This window comes from Epilithonimonas arachidiradicis (assembly GCF_003610695.1).
GTDB classification, from domain to species: domain Bacteria; phylum Bacteroidota; class Bacteroidia; order Flavobacteriales; family Weeksellaceae; genus Epilithonimonas; species Epilithonimonas arachidiradicis.
Genome location: NZ_RAQH01000001.1, coordinates 680,392 through 699,974 on the forward strand (window position 1 = coordinate 680,392; position 19,583 = coordinate 699,974).

Here is a 19,583-nt window from a genome sequence, read left to right on the forward strand (position 1 = left end):
TTTAGCCCTTATTCTCATTTTTTTTGTAAACTTTTATGGTGTTTGAGTCAAATATTAAAGAATAATTCTCATTAGAGAACAATAATGCTTTTGTTTTTAATAAAATAACAGTTTCCGGAAAATCAACAATTTTTGAAAGATCGAAGTGGTCATCGGAAATCAAAAGTACATCAATGTTTTTATTGACCTCAGAAATGTTTTTGATGTAATTGATTTTTCTTGTTTTGACAACATAACTCTGTTCGGCAACTTCTCGCTTTTCCTCATTACTGATAAAGCTGAAAATCTTTCTGCTTGCATGATAAAGACTTAAAAGAACATCTTTTTGACCAAAGTCATCTGAAATGTGTAGAATCACTGCTTCTTTTGAAATATGTTTGTCCAGTTCAAAATAAACCGATTTATTCGCTTCAAAATCTCGTTTGATTTCCTTTACAACTTCATTTTCTTTGTAAAGGAAACTTAAAAATAATTTCTTTCTGAAGTAATTTTCATCTTCCAAATCTGTTCTCAATTCAGAAAATTTTTCTCTGAACAATGCGTTGATTTTCTTCGTTCTTTCAGAATAATTTTTCCCAAAACTCAAATCATTTTTACTAATTCTATCACCAACTTTTATCGTAATAGCGCCGTCATAAATGATGAAATCTCCTTTCGGAAGCACTTCGGAATTTCCGTGAATGTAGACCGGAACAATGTCCAAATCAAATTGCTCTGCAAGATAAAAAGCGCCTTTGTGAAATCTTTTAACATCATTGTCGAAAGAGCGTTTCGCTTCCGGAAAAACCATTAGTGAATAGCCATTTTTCACTTTTTCCTTCAGTTTATCCATTCCATTTTCGATGCCTTGAGAAACGGGATAGAAGCCTAAAGCCTTCACCAATTTTCCGAAAACTGGAGATTCATAAACCCAATCATTAACAAGGTAAACGATTTTGTGAGTCGTCATTGCCATTGCTAATGTGTCAAGAAACGATGTGTGATTAGCAATAATAATAGAAGGTTTGCTAAAGTCTTCATTCGGATTTCTGATAACAGTTTTCTTAACAAAAGGATTGGTGTATAAAACCGAAGCAAGAAACTTTGCAATGAATTTTTTAATGAAAATCAAAGTGTTGCCTTTTGCATTCTTCACAAAAATACTTCCGAAGACCGAAAATAAAAATCCGCCTAAGCCGTAATATATAAATGATAGCACAGAATTTAAAAACAATCTGAAAGTAATCGGCGACAAACCTTTTTTCTGTCGGTTGATAATTAAAAATCTAAACCAAAACGGATATAAGGTTGAGGTAATCACAATCACAGAAAACATTCCGATTAAAGCGACTAAAGCCAAAGAATGTAAAGCCGGATGTTTCGCAAAAATCAAAGAACCGATGGATAAAATCGTTGTGAAAACTGCCAAAATAATCGAAATTCTGTATGTTGGAAGTTCGTTTTTACCGGTTGTATGTTCTTTCTGCATTGCTTTTGTAAGGAAAATGCTGAAATCATCTCCGACTCCGAAAACCAAAGTGCAGACAACGGTGCTGAAAATATTTAATTCTAATCCAAGAAAATACAAAATTCCTGCAGTCACAACTCCCGTTAAAACAATCGGAAACATCGTTAAAACAGACAATTCGAAATTTCTGAAGAAAACAATAATCGTAAGAATAATGGCTAAAAGTGAGTAATTGATTAGCGTATTAAAATCATTTTTAAGTAAACCTAAAAAGTTCTCGTTCATCTGTTGGCGGTCGATTGCCAAAGCATCGTGATTTTTTTCAACATCTTTGATGAAAGCATCGCGTTTCTTTTCGTCCACTTTCACCACATTCGAAACGGTGTAAAATCCATTTTCGTTGCTTAGGAATTCTGAGATTTGAAGTGCTTTAATTTTTTCGTAATCTCTTAAACTTAAAGTTGAATATGATTTATTTAAATTTTCATTAAACTGATCGAAAGCAGAAGCATTGAATCCGAATTTATTCCCATTTTGAGCCAATTCAGAGATTGTCTGATTTTTTTTGTTCTGATTCCAGAACTGATTCCATTTTTCAAACTTTTTTTGTTGGTCTTCTTTCGATAAAACAACATTTCCAAGCGAATTATAGCTTAGGATTTTTCCTTCCTGCTTTTCTTTTTCCAAAAACCGGCTCAGCTGAGAGTTTCTCGCCAAAGCTTCATTTTCAGAATTTCCATAAGAAATCGTGTAAATCGATTTTGAAGTAAGGTCTGATAATTTTTCAAGTTTCGCTTCGCTGATTTTCAAATCTTTTGGAATGTAATTTAAATCACCAATGTCTTCATTAAAACCAACGTGACGGAAACCAAAAAGACACGCAATTATCATAATTGAACAACCAATAATCAACGGTTTGTTCTTTTCGTAAGGGTAATTTCCGATTTTATCGATGAAATTCGTGCTAACTTTATCGGATTGTTCTTTCGGATGATACAGTTGTGGAACAATGATCAAAGCGGTAAAAGACGACAGGAAAACTGTAATCGCAGCGAAAAGTCCGAGATCTTTCAACGCTTCTGAGCGGACGAAAACCAAGCACAAAAATGAAACCGCCGTTGTTGCGCTGCTCAGAATAATCGGTTGTGTAATTTCCTTGTAAAGCTCTTCAATATTGTTATTGTGCTTGTAATGCGTTAAAATATGAAGGGCATAATCGATGGTAATTCCAATTAAAATTGCTCCGACGCTGAGTGAAATTGCTGAGATTTTATCTTTAATAAAGTATAAAATCATCAGTGAAATGAAAACGGCAAAAACAGTCGGTAAAAAAACAATGAGTGGTGTAAAGAAATTCCTGAAGTAATACATCAGCAAAATCAACAGAACCGTCATCGAAATAATAACCGTATTCTGAATATCTTTTTTGATTTGTTGGGCATTGGCAACCGCAATTACCGGCGAACCAAAATAGCTGATTTCAGTTTTTCCTTTGAATTCTTTGTTGAGGTTGTCTTTAATTTCATTTAAATGATTGACGAAAACTTCGTTGTTTTTCGTGTCGTTGCTTTTATTTTTAGGATCGATGAAGAGCAGGAGGTTTTTGCCGTCTTTGGTAACAATGTAATTGTCTTCCAGCTTGAAATCTTTACCGATATTTAGAGCGTTGAGTTTTTTGATTCCGAGAAAAGTGATTCCGAGAGGATCTTTTTTGATAAATTCTTTGGTGACTAAACTTGTTGGCGAAACCAGCGAAACATAATTGTTCTCTACCTGTTTTGCAATACTGTCTTTGTTAAGTTTTCTTTCAATTTCCTGATAATCGTTTTCATCCAGAAATAAAGGCAGATTCTGATTGACAAAATCAAAAGTTTCGGAAATTTCGTTGTCATTTACTTTTCCCTGAACCGAACTGATGTATTTTTGTAAAGGTTCGATTTTATGTAAAAAAGTATCTGCAGTTTCTGAAAGCTGGAAATTATCATCTTTCGATTTGTTCTCAATGATGACAATGATTTTGTCTGAAAAGTTCAATTGCTTTAGAACTTTTGCTGTCAAATCAGATTTGTCGTTTTTCGGAATAATCTGATTGATGTCTTCTTCAAAATTAATTTTAGAAGCAAAAAATCCACAAATGACAAGGATTCCCAATGCTGCTGCGATGGAAATGAGCCGGTTCTTGACAATCAGATAATATAAATAAATGAAAAGACGATGCATTTTGATTAGACTGCAATAGTTCTGCAGTTTGATAAGGTTAAAGTTTTTTTTGTTATTCTTAGAACTTATTCATTTTCAATAGATAAAACTGATGTTTTTGTCAAATTGAGTCTGCGAATTTAGTAAAAAAGTTAGAATCCTGAGTTTAAAAAATATTATAAAATCAATAATATATATAAGGTATAGACAAGAGAAATGATTCTTAAAATGATTGGTAATAAAAAAACTGCTACTTTTGCAAAAATTTTTCTAGGATGCCAAAAAATTTAGTCATCGTCGAGTCTCCGGCAAAAGCAAAAACGATTCAGAAGTATTTAGGTAAGGATTACGAGGTCAAGTCCAGCTTTGGACACATCCGCGATTTGCCTAAAAAAGGGATGGGAATTGATTTATCCAATTTCACGCCCGACTATGAAGTTTCTGCTGACAAAAAGAAGCTGGTAGCGGAACTAAAGAGCGCTGTCAAAGGGGCTGAAATGGTTTGGCTGGCTTCCGATGAAGACCGCGAGGGAGAAGCGATTGCTTGGCATTTGGCAGAGGAATTAAAGCTGAAGCCCGAGAACAGAAAAAGAATTGTCTTCCACGAGATTACCAAAAATGCGATCCTCAAAGCGATTGAAAATCCGAGAGATATTGATCAAAACTTGGTTAACGCACAACAGGCCAGAAGAGTTTTGGACAGAATTGTTGGTTTCGAGATGTCGCCGGTGCTTTGGAAAAAAGTAAAAACCGGATTGTCGGCAGGTAGAGTCCAGTCGGTGGCGGTGAGATTAATTGTAGAGAGAGAAAAAGAGATCCGTGAATTTGTACCGAAGCCAAGCTTCAAAGTGGAAGGGATTTTCCTGAATGACGGGAAACAGGAGATTGCGGCCAAGCTTAAAAAGGATTTCGAAAAAGAATCGGACGCCGAGAAGTTCCTGGAAGAATCCAAAACGACAGACTTCAAAGTTCTAAACGTGGAAACCAAACCGGGGACCCGCACAGCATCTGCACCTTTTACAACGTCTACTTTGCAGCAGGAAGCTTCTTCCAGATTGGGTTACAACGTAACGACTACAATGCGTTTGGCACAGCGACTTTATGAAGAAGGATTTATCACTTATATGAGAACGGACTCTGTGAATCTTTCTCAGGAAGCAATCAATGGTGCAAAAGCGCAAATTATTTCAGAATACGGCGAGAACTATTCCAAGCCGAGAAATTATACCACAAAATCTTCTTCCGCACAGGAAGCACACGAGGCGATCCGTCCGACAGATTTCTCAGTAAAATCAATCGGTGATGCGCAGTTGAACAAGCTATATCAGCTGATCTACAGAAGAACTCTGGCATCTCAAATGGAGAATGCGAAAATCGAGAAAACAGTGATCGAGATCGGGAATCCGAAATTACCACAGCATTTTGAAGCGCAGGGAGAAGTCATTATTTTTGATGGTTTCCTAAAAGCTTACGGCATTGTCAAAACAGAAGATGACGACGATGAAAGCAACGAAAAGCTGTTGCCAAAAGTAAAAGTTGGTGAAATCCTTGACTATAAAACAATCACAGCTACAGAAAAGTTCACAAGACCGTCTGCGAGATTTACCGAAGCAGGATTGGTCAAGAAATTGGAAGAATTGGGAATCGGCCGTCCTTCGACATACGCTCCTACGATCCAGACTATTCAGAACCGTGAGTATGTAGATAAAAGAGAAATAGAGCCGCAAACGAGAGAGATTGTCAAGATGACATTGGGCAAATCCGGTGTTAAGAAAGAAGTCCTCGAAGAGAAGTTTGGTGGCGATAAGAATAAATTTGTGCCGACGGATATCGGCGAGGTAGTTAACGACTTCCTGACGGATAACTTTGCCGAAATCTTGGACTACGGCTTCACGGCACGCGTTGAGGAAGGCTTTGACGAGATTGCCAACGGCGACCAGAAGTGGAAGGAGATGATGACGGATTTCTACTCCAAGTTCCACCCGAGAATCGAGGATGTGGAGGAGAACGCAGACCGCGCTACCGGCGAGCGAATCCTGGGTGTAGACCCGAAAACAGGCAAGAATGTCCACGCCAGAATCGGAAGATTCGGGCCGATGATCCAGATTGGGGAACAGGATGATGAGGAGAAACCGACATTTGCATCACTGATGTCCAACCAAAATATCGCAACTATTACGCTGGAAGAGGCTTTGGAGCTGTTCAAGCTGCCTTTTGACCTTCAGGAGTTTGACGGTCAGCCGGTTTCTGTGGGTGTGGGAAGATTCGGGCCATATGTGAAGTGGGGCGAAACATTTATCAGCATCCCAAAAGGCGAGGATCCATTGTCTGTGAACCAGGAAAGAGCAGAAGAGATCATCAACGAAAAGAAAAAAGCAGACGCACCAATCGCGACTTATAAAGGTGAACCTGTGACCAAAGGAACGGGAAGATTCGGGCCGTTTATCAAATACCAAAGCATCTTTGTGAATGTGCCAAAGCGATATGACTTCGATAATCTTTCCCAAAGTGATATCAATGAACTGATTGATGCCAAGCTGGACAAAGAAGCCAACCGTTACATCCAGCAATGGGAAAAAGAAAAAATTGCCATTGAAAACGGACGTTGGGGACCATTCATCAAGTTTGGAAAAGCGAATTTCAAGATTCCGAAAAAGAAAGATGATTCTAAATATGAAGCCGACGAATTGAAAGACATCTCCCTGGATGAGGTGAAAAAGTGGATCAGCGCCCAAGATCCGAAAGCTTTTGCGGAGAAAAAGAAACCTGTCGCCAAGAAAACAGCAACTGCTAAAAAGCCTGCTGCGAAGAAGGCGCCGGCGAAGAAGAAGTAAACTAATTGTTATAAATATTTAACCCTTTCAGAGTTTTAAAACTCTGAAAGGGTTTTTTGTGTTGCTTTTGGATTTGAACCGCAACAATCATACTATTACTATTTATTATTCGGCAGAGATCTATACCGTACAGATTCCTCACGTCACCCGTATGGCGCAAAACCAATGTAAAAGCAATTTTCTGTCTGTTGTCTGGAGGTTATTTTGTTTCTGCAGTGTTTTGTATTTGAGCAGGATAGCGTTCGCCTACGATTTTGATTGTCGCCAGTGCGGAATTAATTGTGTTCAATTCGTCATTTGTCAATGAAATGTTTGTCGCGCCAATGTTTTCTTGTAAGCGGTGCAATTTTGATGTCCCTGGAATCGGAACAATGAAAGGTTTTTGAGCCAGCAACCAACTTAATGCAATTTGTGCAGGTGTAACGTTTTTGTCTTTCGCAATGGAAGCAACGAAATCGACCAATGGCTGATTGGTGGCTCTGTTTTCTTCGCTGAAGCGGGGAAATCCCATTTTCAATTCCGTTTCTTTTAGTGTTCCTGTCAAAAATCCTTTGCCCAACGGACTGAAAGAAACCAAACCAATGCCCAATTCTTCCAGTGTCTGAATGATTCCGTTTTCAGGTTCACGCCAAAACATAGAGTACTCGCTTTGCAAAGCTGTTACAGGTAAAACAGCGTGAGCTTTGCGAATGGTTTCCGCATTGGCTTCTGAAAGTCCGAAATGTTTTACCTTTCCTTGTTGAATCAAATCTTTTACCGCTCCTGCAACATCTTCTATCGGAACATTCGGGTCGGGTCTGTGCTGATAAAACAGATCAATTGTATCTGTTCTCAATCGTTTCAAAGAGGCTTCGGCAGTTGCTTTTATATTTTCAGGACGACTGTCCAAGCCAGCTCTTACGTTGCCGTCCTTGAAACCAAACTTTGTTGCGATTGCCACCTCTTTGCGTAATGGTTCAAGTGCTTCGCCAACCAGCAGTTCGTTTTCGCCATAAGCTTGTGCCGTATCAAAAAAAGTGATGCCTTGTTCAACTGCCGTACGGATCAACTTTATATTTTCTTCTTTTGTCGGTGCATTGGGAAAACTTAATCCCATACATCCAAATCCCAGTGCAGATACTTCCAGTCCGTTTCCTAATTTTCTTGTATTCATTTTTATTGATTTTAAAATTTGACACTGCAAAGGTTGTTCAATAAAAAACGAAAGCACTTGCCAAATGGCAAAAAGTAATTTAGCGGATATTTTTTCTTATTCTGCTCAAAGATGATGCTGTCATACCTAAATAAGAAGCGATGTATGACAACGGAATACGGTTGGCAAGCGTCGGAAATTTTTCAATAAAGTCAAGATAGCGTTCGGTAGCGTCTTGTGAAACTAAATCACTTCTTCTTTTAAGTTTTTCGGTGTGGTGTCTGGCGATTATTTTCTGAATAATAGTTTCCCAACCGATAATGGTTTCTGAAATCTCTTTCCAGTCTTGTTTTTTAAAGACCACCATTTTGCAATCTGTGATTGCTTGTAGATACTCGGAGGGCGTATACAGTTCATCAACGTTGTTCCCAGATAAAATCAAATGCTTATTGTCAATAAAGTAGCGTGTGATTTCTTCGCCTTTGTTGTTGTAATAATAGACCCGAAGAACACCGTCCGTAAGAAAACCAATTTGTTTAACTGCTTTTCCTGCTTCCCAATAATAGTCGTCTTTGCAAAGTTCTATCTCTGTCGCCTTGCTTGTAATCAGGTCAATTTGTTGTTGGTTCAGATTGCCAAATTGTAAAATATAGTCAATAAATGTGTCCATTAGGCAAAGTTAAAAATCGTTGCCTTTTAATTATTTGTCATTTGGCAAAAAAGGAGGAGGTCCAAACTATGATTGGCGATGTTTATACAAAGTCGGGAGACTTTGCGTAGCGTTTTTTACATATTGAAGTACCAGATGAGAATAAATATGTCAATGATTACCTCCGTTATATTAATGTAAAAATGCTTTGGAACAACATTTTGCAGTAGCCAGTCAAGTAAAAAATAAAGTGTACAGGCGATAAATATGACGTAAGCAAAGGCGTAGCCCCATCCTTCATAGCCAGGATTGAGGACAAAATAAATACCGATGATTAAACCAATTGCAGAGGTTGTATTACCAACCGTTAGCTTGTACTTCTTTTTGTCTATCATTTTAATGTTAAGAATGAAAGTCTTGGATTTCAAATCCGCGACATCGGTGTAACGTTTTTATTGCCAAAGTATATCTTCTAATATTTTTTTCATTCCATTACATTGGTCTGCATTTGTAAAAAAGACGTAACCGAATTTCTTTTCGGGATTAATCATGAACGACGATGTAAATCCCAGATTATTTCCGCCATGCCAAAAATTGACTGAGTTTTTAATTTTTATCACTGCAAGTCCTGATGTCCAGGCTTCAATACCAAATATTTCTTTTACTATATCGTTGCTTTCTAAATCAATTCTCGGCACAAACATATCGTTGAACAGGTCCTCTCGTTTCATGAGTTGAGTAAGGAATTTTGCATACGTTGAAGCGTTAGCGTAAAGACCGCCGGCAGAGTCAAAACGATTTCTGTCTCTGTCATCATAAACCACAGAACTATCTTGGTATCCTGTAGCAAGTTTATTTTTAATTGTTGGAGTGAGTATAAAATGAAAATCTTTTAAGCCAAATTTTTTAGCCAGCTCACTTTGGAAATAATTGTCCAGTGTTTCCAGCGTCAAATTGTTTTGCTTCGCAATTACTTTAGCCAGATAGGTGTAAGCTTCTCCGGAGTAAGAAAATTTTTCACCCGGATTGTATAAAAAGTTGATGGTGTCAGACTCGCTCCAGTTTGGTAAACCCGTAGTATGGCTTAACACCATTGCAGCATTTATTTTCTTATACCGTTCATCTATCATATTGGTTGGTGGCAGATATTCATACAAAGGTTTATTCAAATCAATTTTGTTTTCGTTGGCTAATGTCAAAACAAAAGAAGCGAATACAGGTTTTGATAAAGAAGCTGCTTCAAAAAAAGTTCGATTGTCCACTCTCTCGGATTGCGCTACGTTTGAAAAACCATAACCTTTACAGTAAACAATTTTTCCATTGTTGATAACTGCTATAGACATCCCGTGAACGCCCAGGGAATCCATCGCTTTGCCTATCAGTGTGTCAAACTTTTTATTGCTAATGCTTTTACCCGAAAAAGTCCTAAACTGACCAAACACTGTCTGACTAAAAAGGATGAAAAGAAAAATGAGTTTTGTATTCATAATGGTTGTTTATAAAATGGTAGCGAGCAACTGGGTAGCGCGGATTTATAATGTGTGCTTTTGTATCAGTCACGGATTGCAAATCCGCGATATCGGTGAGGTAAGTTTGGATATAGCTTTATTGAATTAATTTTAACGCTGGGAATAACATTAGTTGTACAATATATGTGGGGTAATTTGATATTGTAACAGAATTATAATAATCATTTTTGTTCTTCAAATAAGAAATATATGTGGTATTCAATTTTGGATTAATTGTTAATTGCTTTATTTCCCCAGCATATCTATTATTTTCAGTTGTTAATGTTATTTTGTCTACTATATATGTGTAAGAAGTGTCAACTGGATTACGAAAATCATTTTCCATCGTTTTCAGATATGCAACCAAAGTGTCACAAAGCATTTTGTTTCTTTTAAAACGTAAATTCTTTCTAATATCTTTATGTTTTGCTAGTTTTTCTATCAGGCGTGTCTCGTACATAATGCTTTTTCTATGTTCACTAACGGCATTAGAAAAAATTGATGATAAGGAATCATTACTAAATGAATATACAATTGTAGGCTCATTTCTTAATATAATTAAGTATTTTGTTTTGGGAATGTCAAGAGTTAAACTGTCTAGGGGAGCAAGTTTTTCGTCAAATTCATTGAATATTTTATCTGAAAAAATTGGATTTTCAAATTGATATTGATACTTGTCGAATTTTAAAATGCTGATGCTTATTATAAAAAGATTATATAAGAGTAAGTTTATTACCACCGCTGTAATAATTTGCTTAAGATTGGGGTAAAAGAATTTAGGTGAATATACGAATAGAAAAAAGATTAATAATGATAGTATAGTGTTATGAATAAAAAGTAATTCATACATTTCTGTCTTTTCAAATAAATAGATAAAAGTTATTTGAAGTGGGAGTGTGAATAATTTAGTAATTAATAAGAATAAAAAAATGTTTAATGTTTTGACTCTATAATTAAATATTTTGGATACTAAATAGCTTGAGGTGTTTAAAATTAATAAAGTAATGACTAATATTGATACTTCTAAAATGATAACTTTCGTAACATTTTTAAAAGTGTCATTCGAGAATATATATGTTAATCCAATTGTAATTAAAATGTAAAAAATTGAAATCGATAATTTTTCATCGTCATTTTTTCCAAATAGCTTTTTAAAAAATGACGATGGAGAGATGTAGAATTTTGGCATCTCTAATACCCATTCTGAAATTTTTTCTTTACCAAATAAATCAATTATCTCTTTTATAGACATAGTTATTTAATTTCAAGCTAACATATTAAAATTACTGCATATTATTAGTAATTTACTTAACATTAGTAATCAAACATTGATTATTTTCTTATATATAACATTTACTTAATTTACTAATCCACCCCAAAACTCTCACAAACCAACTTTTTGCATCACCATCCATCCAATTAGCATCAAAAACCACCCTTTTTGCATCGTTTTCCATCCTTTTTGGTTTGTTGGTGAGCCTTTTGGGCTGGAAATCCACCCTTTTTGCATGACAAACGACCCTTTTTGGCTGGTTTTTGAGCCTAAAAGGATCGTTTTTGAAATTTGAAGCTTAAAATGATTACTCTTTCGGCGCTGGTCTGTTGCCTTTTCGTGAAAATCTCTTGCTGAGGTCTTCGTAGATTGGTTTTGCCGTCGCAACACCTTTGCTGGATGCTTCTTTTACAGACCCGTAATATAGGAGAGCAGAGAGAAGAGCTTCATTTCCTGCCAGCATAATAGTGTCACTGAGATCTGATTCCAACTGGTTTGCCAAATTGCGAAGTGGGGAAAGACCATTGACCACGGCCACATCTTTGTGAAACTCCGGTTGATCCATATAGCTGGGTGCAAATTCAGGATTCGTTTCTGTGTAATCTTCCACTTTTTGCACAGTAGCCACAGTTTTGTCTCCCATTTTGAAAATAGTTTCTCTTTGTTCAGGCGTTAATCCTTGTAGATAAGGCGCAAGCAGCGTTCTGGAGTTTTGTAGGTTTTCTGTTACTTGGTCTATAACAGATTGAGGAATTTCGATGCTGATTTGATTTTTTGTGCTCATCGTTTGTGATTTTTTTTGTTAAACAATCAAATGTAATGAATTTTGATATACGAAATGATGCTGTTGGTTGAATAATTTAATGGCATTGTTTACGAACTTTAATAAACATCAAACCGCAGGACACTTCTTCAACCCAATTCCTATAACTTAGCTGAAAATCATACAGAATGAGTACATCCAAAAACTTTAGCCGAAAAGATTTTCTCCAAACCTCAGCACTGGGAATGGCTGCGGTGTTTTTTGGTTCTTCATTTACAAGAGGATTTGATTTTTCTGAGAAGCCTTATTTCAATCTGAAGCCTATCGGACGGCAGTTGTCTCTGGACAGCTACTACATCTGGTGCAGCTCGCCCATCTGGGGAGATGATGGTAAGGTTCACCTTTTCTATTCCCGTTGGAAGAAGGAAAAAGGGATGGGCGGCTGGCTGAATGGCTCCGAGATTTGCCGTGCCGAGGCGGATTCGCCGTTTCATCCGTTCGAGCATCAACAAGTGATTCTAAGTCCGAGAGGTGAAGGTTTTTGGGATGCTACGACTTGCCATAATCCATTGATCAAAAAAGTGGATGGCGAGTGGCTGTTGTTTTTTATGGGTAACTCTAATGGTAAAACCAATACGAAAAGGATTGGATTGGCAACTTCCAAAACGCTGGACGGCAACTGGACAAGACCTGACGAACCGCTGTTGCTTCCCGGCGAACCGGGCGCCTGGGACGACCATTGTACCACTAATCCTGCCTTCGTAAAAGGGAATGATGGTAAATACTGGCTGTTCTACAAATCCTGGAACACCCACGAGTATGAAACGCAAAAAGGCGCGGTGAGGGGCAACCGAAAATATGGATTAGCAAAATCGGATTCGCCAACCGGACCTTACGAAAAGGTTTCAGAACATCCCGTCATCGATTTTTCAGCTTTACCCAATAATGCACAACTGGAAGATGCTTTTGTTTGGGAACAAAATGGGAAGTTCCATTTGATAGCCCGTGATATGGGATTTTATAACCACGAATATGGTCTGCACCTCACTTCGAAAAATGGACTTAGCTGGACAAAACCAAAGATGGCCTATCTTGATATGAAGTCTTACATCACAGAACCAACGCCTCCCAAACATCTGAAACGATTTGGCAGACTGGAGCGCCCGATGCTTCTGATGAGCAAAGATGGTAAGAAGCCCCAGTTTTTATTCGGAGCCACGCAGGGTGGGGCGTTTGAGACTTCTACCACTTTTGTGTTTGAGATTCTGAATAAGTAGTTTTAAAGCAAATACAAAATAGTACATCATGAATTTTTGTGTGCTTTGTGATGTGCTTTGTGTCTTTGTGTTTAACCAAAATCACAAAAAATTAATCAGCAGTCTGAAGTTTTATTAATATTTTTGCCCTTAAAACCAAGAAAACACATTTCCTGATGGGTGGAAAATTACAATGGACGAATCTTAAAAACTTTCCCTGGCTGATTTTTTTTGTAGCAATCGTCATCTGGCTGGCTTTGGCTGGTGCTAACTACTATTACCAAAGCCAAGGCGGTTACACCGGGACAGGGATTTTGTTCCCGATTTCGGTTATCTATCCTAATCAGTTTTTGTGGAGTGGATTTGTGTTTGCGTTTTTGTTTTTGATTGTCGGGATTTTCGCTTTCCAATATTCTGAGAAACTGAATGTTTATCTCTTGTTTTTAATTGCAATAGTTCTCGTTATTTTAGGTAATCTGAGTCAGGGGAACTTTGATATTGCTTTCCTGCAGCCGTTTTATCTGAAAGGCCGACAGTATTACACCGATGCTCTTAACATTACCGACGGACAAATCTGGTTAAGGGATTTTGCGAAGAATCTGGAGCAGTTCCAGATGCACACCAAAACACATCCGCCATTTGTCACGCTTTTGCATTATTGGATTCTGAATATTTCTAATATCGAGACATTGGCAATTGTGTTTTTTGCGATTGGAAGTTTGTCCTTTCCATTGTTTTATAAGATTTTGGTGTACCTCGGTTTTGAGGAAACGAGAAGGAAATGGACTCTGCTTTTGTTGGCGGTAATTCCTTCTGTTAATATTTATCTCTTGGTATCGATTGATGCGTTGGTGTTGACGTCAACTTTGATTTTCCTGTTAGGATTTGCGAGAATTTTTCATCAGCATAAAATCGATTCTGTTTCATTTTTATTGATTTCTTCTGGATTGATTCTGACCAATCTTTTGACATTTTCGGGATTATTTCTGTTTGCATTTCTTGGTTGTATCAGTTTCTATTTTGTAATCAAAGGAAAATGGAATTTCGTTTGGCTAAGTTTGATGACAGCTGCAGTTTTTGTTTTGACTTTTTCGATTATCTATGCAACAACAGGTTACGATCAATTAGATACATTTCTACTCGCGTCAGAATCCGAGAATCCGGATGGCTTCCGATTGTTTCATCAACCTTTTATCTACCTGATGACAAGACTGGAAGACATTGGCGAAATTTTTCTGTTTTTGTCTTTTGGATTCCTGGCGATATTTTTCTCAAAAAAATCAGGAACGGAAGTTTTTGACAACCGAAATATCAATATCCTGTTTTTCTCAGCGATCTCAGCAATCTCAGCAATGCTTTTGACAGGGGCTTACGGAACGGGCGAAACAGCAAGGGCTTGTTTGTTTTTGGTACCTTATTTTTTGATTTTGTTGAAGAATATTGGTTCAGAACAATTTAAAATCATGTTTTACCTCTGTCTTTTTCAAACGTTTGGAATGCAGATGATTGGGAATTTTTATTGGTAAAGAGAATGTCTTTAATAACGCTTCTACTTGATGTAATGTGTAAAATAAAATTATCTTTGTTAGATATAATTCCTCTTAACAGAATTTGATGGCGTTCTTACATCCGGTATTTACGATTCTTTTTGTTTTTTTAGTTGTGTATAGCTTTTACGAAGTCTATGGCAACAAGAGTACGCCTAAGTTTCTGATTTGGCTGCTGGGAATTTACATGATCATCATTGTTGGATTCAGGCATTATGTTGGAGCAGATTATCCTGTATATATGGGAATGTATAATGAGTATTTTCCAACCATCAATTATTCTCAGCTTGTTGATAAAATGTTTTTTCGCGGAAGCAATCTTGATATAGAATGGCTATACGTGTTTCTGAATAAAATTGTCTATATCACGCGAGGCCCATTTTATTTTTTCACTTTAGTAAGTGCCATTATCACATTGGGCGGTAAACTTATATTTTTTTCCAAGAATTCTAAATATCCTGTTTTTGCGATTCTATTATTTTTGATACCGGCGTATTTTATCGCTGATAGCGGGCATATGAGGCAGGCCTTGGGAATGACAGTCTGTGTGTTGTCTTTTAAATTTATCAAAGAGAGAAAGGTTTGGTGGTACTTGTTGTGTATCTATTTAGCTTTCGGTTTTCACAAATCTGCAATAATATTTTTGCCGGCTTACTGGTTAGCGGTGATTCCAATGAACTCCAGCAGGATGTTCTACAGCATATTGATTTGTATCATCCTTTCACCATTTCAGGTTTATAACCTTTTCTCAACTTTTCTGAACACATTGAATGTTCAGGATGTTTCAAACGGTTTCAACGGTTATGTCAACTATGAGGCAAAGTCTTCCAGTTTTATGGATGGACTGATACTGATGTACAGCTTTATTTTGATTAATTATGATAAAAAGGCGTGCGAGAAAATATATTATTACGAGTATATGCGTAATATTCTGGTGTTCGGGGTATGTCTTTATTTTATAATGAGAAGTAATCCGGTGTTTTCGACAAGACTGGTAGGTCCTTATTTAGGATTTGCACCTCTGGTTATTACCAATGTGATTTTTTCAATTAATGCTAATGTAAAAAGAATGCTTCATCTGTTTTTTGTTTCATTTATGATATTTTATTATTTTGTTTTTGTGAAATATCAAGGCAATGCAGGACGTTTTACACCCGAAAAATACCAAAATATTCTCTGGCTCAATCAATAATTATGAATAACAAAATCGTCCTTTTATTAATATTTATAATTCTTGGATTATTGATTTTTTTCAATATTCAGGTCGTAACAGATTTTGCAGGAAAATATATTTATCCCTTGGATGACACTTATATCCATCTTTCGATGGCGAAGAATTTTGCTGAATTTCAAACGTGGGGAATTACCCAATATGAGTTTTCTTCCACAACATCGTCTCCACTTTTCACATTTTTATTAGCAATTTTAATTAAGGTTTTTGGAAATTGGGAATATCTACCACTGGTTGTCAATAGCGTAGCTGGCTTTGCATTAATATTGGTTTTTAATCGGTATCTGAAACAATTTTCTAAGGCAACCTATAGCGTTATTTTATTTTCTGTTGTTTTGCTGATGCCTTTGCACCTGATGATAATGACAGGAATGGAACATGTTTTCCATACGCTGGCGATGATTCTAGTTTTGCGTGGATTTCAAAAATATCTTGAGGATAAAACGCCGAGACATTTCTCCAATCTAGCTTTGCTCTCAATCATTGCGGTCGGTTTCCGGTATGAGAGTTTGTTTTTTGTTTTCTTCATCTGTGTTTATCTGTTTTTCATTAAGAAAGATTATGTTATCAGCATTGCATTGGGCCTTTTCGCCGTCACTCCGGTCGTAGTTTATGGATTGATTTCTATAGATAACGCCTCGTTTTTTCTGCCCAATTCTTTGATTCTGAAAGGAAATACTAACGATGGTATTGTAGGGTTTTTCACCAGAGTCGCAGGGAATGCTTACCGTGGAATTTCAGTTTTGATATTGATAATTATTCTGTCGATTCAGATTCTTCGAAACCCAAAAAATCAAAATCTCAAAATCTCTCAAACGCTACAACTTACCAAAAATGCTATTCCACTTGTTGTGTTTTGCGGGTTTATCGTTCATCTTTTATTTGCTAATTTTGGTTGGCTGATCCGGTATGAAGCTTATCTTGTGGTGATTGTCTTATTTGCAATAACGCCTTTTATTAATGAGGTTTTCAATAAAAATGCGACAAACAAAATTCTGAAATTCGGAACTGTTTTTCTTTTACTGGTTACATTGTATATGCGGTTTGGGACAATGCTGGAAAAACAGAAAGTTGCTTCTAAAAATATCTTTGACCAGCAGATTCAGCTGGCAGGTTTTCTCCATCAATATTATAGAAACTCGAAAGTTATTGCCAATGATATCGGGGCGATTACTTATTTCAATAATATTCATCTTTTGGACACCTACGGTTTAGGAAGTATAGGAGTGGCGAAGCTCAGAAAAAGTGACCACGGAAAATTTACCGATAACAAGGCTTTGCAACAATATGTTTATGATACGGCAAAAAACCAGAATTTTGATGTGGCTTTGGTTTTTGAAGAATGGGTAAAAATGCCGGATTATTTTTCAAAAGTCGGAACTTTAACTATTCCTGATAATTATATGGCTGGCGGAAAAACTGTTTCTTTTTATTCTGTACAGAAAGAGAATACCCAGAGACTTAGAAATCAGTTAATTCAATTTTCTAAACAAACACCAAAAGACGTTATCATAAAAATTGTAGATTAGAACTATGGAATTCGAAGACTTTATTATTGCGCCCAGAAAAATCCGAACCGAGAAATGGCAAATCGGAGACAGAATCACCAACGACATCAAAGAAGACAGCATCGTTCTGCTATTTGTATCAGATTACCGTGGTGCTGACGGCGAAGCGGAAAGTCAGGATTTTACAGGTGTACGAAAAGAATTTTATAAACTGTCTCAACTGGATTTTGAGATTCCGCTTGTAGATTTAGGAGATTTGGTTTCCGGAAGGACACCGCAGGATTCGCATTATATTCTGCAGGAAGTTTTGTCGGCTTGTCATTACAAAGGTGCGATTCCGGTGATTGTTGGCGGAAGTAATGACTTCGCATTTTCACTTTTTTCTGCGCTCAATTTTCATCAACAAAATATCAATTATACCCAAATTAGCAACGTGGTGTCACTGAAGCAGCAGGACGAGATCCACGAGTCTAATTTTCTGAGTAAAATCTTAGGTTCCAAAAATTTCTCTATCAAAAATTACCATCATCTGGGCTATCAGAAACATCTGAACGAAATGGATTCTGTAAAGCTCATCAAAGAAGTTCAGTTTGATATAATCCGATTGGCAGAGATGATGAATTCTACAGAGAAAACTGAGCCTTACTTCCGGAAAGCAGATTTGGTAACGATTAACTGCGATGCGATTGAAAGTTTTGGTGAGGCTTTTTCTATGAATCCGCAAGTGAATGGACTTAACAGAAGGGAGATTTGTGCTTATATGAAAGAAATTGGTTTGAGCGAAAGACTGAAATCTGTCGGGATTTTCAATTACAATATCTATTCGGATTCGCAGCTCAATCATCAGCTTTTAGCACAAATGATCTGGTATCTAATTGAAGGAATTAATATCCAAAAATCTCATCCGAAGGAGAAATCTTACGAGACTTTTTATGTTTTGATTAATGACGAGCAATATGCTTTCAAAAGAGAGGTTTTCAGTAATCTCTGGTATTTTGGAGATGATGAGGATATCGATAATTGTATCCCTTGTTCACGTTCGGATTTTGATGAGGCTAAAAAAGGATTTTTAGGACCGAGATTTACCAGAAATTAAATATTTAATAATGCTGTATTAAAACTACTGTTCAAAAGAAGAAAGGTGCAAGAAGAAAAGCTCCGTAGGAGCGTAATGTTTTTAGAAAAAAGCAACAGGTAAAGCTCCAGAGGAGCTACATATTTTGTAATGTCTGAAAAATTAAATATCAAAGTTTCAATCATCGTTCCGGTTTATAATGTCGAATTATATCTGGAAAAATGCTTGTTGTCATTAGTCAACCAAACTTTAAAAGACATCGAAATTCTGGTGGTGAATGACGGAAGTAAAGACCAATCTCAACAAATCATCGAAAAATTCCAGCAAGAATATCCGGGTAGGATTTTTGGTTTCATAAAAGAAAACGGCGGACTCAGCGATGCGCGCAATTTCGGTATCGACAGAGCAAAAGGGGAATTTATCGGTTTTGTGGACAGCGACGATTATGTTTCGGAAACTATGTTTGAGGAAATGTATGACTTAGCTTTAAAACATCAGGCAGAAATGACGATTTGTAATCTTCAAAAGGTTGATGAAAATGGTAATGTCACTCAAAAACTGACGCAACTTCCAGGATTTCCGGAGAAAATTCTCTTGGAACAGAACCTTTCGGTTTTTTCTGACATCTCTTATTTCGCATGTAACAAATTATTTAAAAAGGAATTATTTCAAAATAAGAGGTTCAAAAAAGGCATTCATTTCGAAGATATTGAACTGATTCCACAGCTCTTGCTTCAGTGCAAGACTTTGGCTTTCACTCCGAATTATCATTATCAATATCTGGAAAGAAAAGATTCAATCAGTAAAAGTCATACAACAAAAGGTTTGGATATTCTGAGAGCTGTAGAAACGGTGAGCGAACGTTTTAAAAAAAGCCGGTTTGCCGACCGACCAAAAGCTTTGAAGGATTTTCAGATTTTGGAAGGCGTTTATACTTTTTTGGCTTATTTGGCATTTGTAAAAAAAGAGGAGGATTTTTATCTGATGTCACAAAAATTGGATGATTTTGTAAAAATAAATGCTTTGAAGACTAAAGATATATTGCAATATAAGCGGTTTGGTAAGAATTATCTATTATCTTTGCCCTTGAGAAAAAAAATTTATTATATCCTTAGTCTTTTAAAGTTGAGGAGACTTGTCAGGAAATTAACCCGCTAATAA

At 36.6% G+C, this 19,583-nt stretch carries 14 protein-coding genes; 7 read left to right on the plus strand and 7 right to left on the minus strand.

What is annotated here, in order from left to right; translation table 11 throughout:
* Position 1: 1 nt before the first annotated feature.
* Positions 2–3,667, minus strand: a complete 3,666-nt coding sequence (locus tag BXY58_RS03330; RefSeq protein WP_120212372.1) for an MMPL family transporter — start codon at positions 3,665–3,667, stop codon at positions 2–4.
* A gap of 254 nt (positions 3,668–3,921) precedes the next feature.
* Here BXY58_RS03330 and topA point away from each other — a divergent pair, with 254 nt between their 5' ends.
* Entirely contained in the window at positions 3,922–6,480 is a 2,559-nt protein-coding gene (gene topA / locus BXY58_RS03335) for a type I DNA topoisomerase (RefSeq protein ID WP_120212373.1), read from the plus strand.
* Between the two features lie 199 nt (positions 6,481–6,679).
* Here the strand turns inward: topA and BXY58_RS03340 are convergent, their stop codons facing one another.
* From BXY58_RS03340 to BXY58_RS03365, 6 genes are all read right to left on the minus strand, one after another.
* Positions 6,680–7,633 (minus strand): aldo/keto reductase, encoded by a 954-nt coding sequence (locus BXY58_RS03340; protein WP_120212374.1) that lies wholly within the window; start codon positions 7,631–7,633, stop codon positions 6,680–6,682.
* Between the two features lie 79 nt (positions 7,634–7,712).
* A complete protein-coding gene (locus BXY58_RS03345; RefSeq protein ID WP_120212375.1) occupies positions 7,713–8,282 on the minus strand; it encodes a Crp/Fnr family transcriptional regulator in 570 nt (189 codons plus the stop codon).
* Between the two features lie 116 nt (positions 8,283–8,398).
* Positions 8,399–8,689 (minus strand): hypothetical protein, encoded by a 291-nt coding sequence (locus BXY58_RS03350; protein ID WP_147366794.1) that lies wholly within the window; start codon positions 8,687–8,689, stop codon positions 8,399–8,401.
* Between the two features lie 24 nt (positions 8,690–8,713).
* On the minus strand, positions 8,714–9,748 hold the full coding sequence (locus tag BXY58_RS03355; RefSeq protein WP_120212377.1) for a serine hydrolase domain-containing protein: 1,035 nt from the start codon (positions 9,746–9,748) through the stop codon (positions 8,714–8,716).
* A 118-nt stretch (positions 9,749–9,866) separates the two neighbouring features.
* The gene (locus BXY58_RS03360) at positions 9,867–11,021 is read right to left on the minus strand and encodes a hypothetical protein (protein WP_120212378.1); all 1,155 of its coding nucleotides are present in this window, start codon (positions 11,019–11,021) and stop codon (positions 9,867–9,869) included.
* Between the two features lie 328 nt (positions 11,022–11,349).
* Positions 11,350–11,826 carry a hypothetical protein gene (locus tag BXY58_RS03365; protein ID WP_120212379.1) on the minus strand — a complete coding sequence of 159 codons (477 nt, stop codon included), beginning with the start codon at positions 11,824–11,826 and terminating at the stop codon, positions 11,350–11,352.
* 167 nt (positions 11,827–11,993) lie between these two features.
* Here BXY58_RS03365 and BXY58_RS03370 point away from each other — a divergent pair, with 167 nt between their 5' ends.
* The 6 genes from BXY58_RS03370 (at position 11,994) to BXY58_RS03395 (ending at position 19,580) form a co-directional block, all read left to right on the plus strand.
* Positions 11,994–13,082 carry a glycoside hydrolase family protein gene (locus tag BXY58_RS03370; RefSeq protein ID WP_120212380.1) on the plus strand — a complete coding sequence of 363 codons (1,089 nt, stop codon included), beginning with the start codon at positions 11,994–11,996 and terminating at the stop codon, positions 13,080–13,082.
* A gap of 155 nt (positions 13,083–13,237) precedes the next feature.
* On the plus strand, positions 13,238–14,587 hold the full coding sequence (locus BXY58_RS03375; RefSeq protein WP_120212381.1) for a hypothetical protein: 1,350 nt from the start codon (positions 13,238–13,240) through the stop codon (positions 14,585–14,587).
* Between the two features lie 88 nt (positions 14,588–14,675).
* Positions 14,676–15,800: an EpsG family protein gene (locus tag BXY58_RS03380; RefSeq protein ID WP_120212382.1), complete on the plus strand. Its 1,125-nt coding sequence runs from the start codon at positions 14,676–14,678 to the stop codon at positions 15,798–15,800.
* Positions 15,801–15,802: 2 nt separating this feature from the next.
* Positions 15,803–17,368, plus strand: a complete 1,566-nt coding sequence (locus tag BXY58_RS03385; protein ID WP_120212383.1) for an EpsG family protein — start codon at positions 15,803–15,805, stop codon at positions 17,366–17,368.
* A gap of 4 nt (positions 17,369–17,372) precedes the next feature.
* Entirely contained in the window at positions 17,373–18,443 is a 1,071-nt protein-coding gene (locus tag BXY58_RS03390) for a formimidoylglutamase (protein ID WP_120212384.1), read from the plus strand.
* A gap of 129 nt (positions 18,444–18,572) precedes the next feature.
* Entirely contained in the window at positions 18,573–19,580 is a 1,008-nt protein-coding gene (locus BXY58_RS03395) for a glycosyltransferase family 2 protein (RefSeq protein ID WP_120212385.1), read from the plus strand.
* Positions 19,581–19,583: the final 3 nt, after the last annotated feature.

Excerpts from the sequence above, each read along its gene's own strand:
- BXY58_RS03330 (WP_120212372.1), bottom strand. The coding sequence starts at position 3,667 with ATGCATCGTCTTTTCATTTATTTATATTATCTGATTGTCAAGAACCGG.
- topA (WP_120212373.1), top strand. The coding sequence starts at position 3,922 with ATGCCAAAAAATTTAGTCATCGTCGAGTCTCCGGCAAAAGCAAAAACG.
- BXY58_RS03340 (WP_120212374.1), bottom strand. The coding sequence starts at position 7,633 with ATGAATACAAGAAAATTAGGAAACGGACTGGAAGTATCTGCACTGGGA.
- BXY58_RS03345 (WP_120212375.1), bottom strand. The coding sequence starts at position 8,282 with ATGGACACATTTATTGACTATATTTTACAATTTGGCAATCTGAACCAA.
- BXY58_RS03355 (WP_120212377.1), bottom strand. The coding sequence starts at position 9,748 with ATGAATACAAAACTCATTTTTCTTTTCATCCTTTTTAGTCAGACAGTG.
- BXY58_RS03360 (WP_120212378.1), bottom strand. The coding sequence starts at position 11,021 with ATGTCTATAAAAGAGATAATTGATTTATTTGGTAAAGAAAAAATTTCA.
- BXY58_RS03365 (WP_120212379.1), bottom strand. The coding sequence starts at position 11,826 with ATGAGCACAAAAAATCAAATCAGCATCGAAATTCCTCAATCTGTTATA.
- BXY58_RS03370 (WP_120212380.1), top strand. The coding sequence starts at position 11,994 with ATGAGTACATCCAAAAACTTTAGCCGAAAAGATTTTCTCCAAACCTCA.
- BXY58_RS03375 (WP_120212381.1), top strand. The coding sequence starts at position 13,238 with ATGGGTGGAAAATTACAATGGACGAATCTTAAAAACTTTCCCTGGCTG.
- BXY58_RS03380 (WP_120212382.1), top strand. The coding sequence starts at position 14,676 with ATGGCGTTCTTACATCCGGTATTTACGATTCTTTTTGTTTTTTTAGTT.
- BXY58_RS03385 (WP_120212383.1), top strand. The coding sequence starts at position 15,803 with ATGAATAACAAAATCGTCCTTTTATTAATATTTATAATTCTTGGATTA.
- BXY58_RS03390 (WP_120212384.1), top strand. The coding sequence starts at position 17,373 with ATGGAATTCGAAGACTTTATTATTGCGCCCAGAAAAATCCGAACCGAG.
- BXY58_RS03395 (WP_120212385.1), top strand. The coding sequence starts at position 18,573 with ATGTCTGAAAAATTAAATATCAAAGTTTCAATCATCGTTCCGGTTTAT.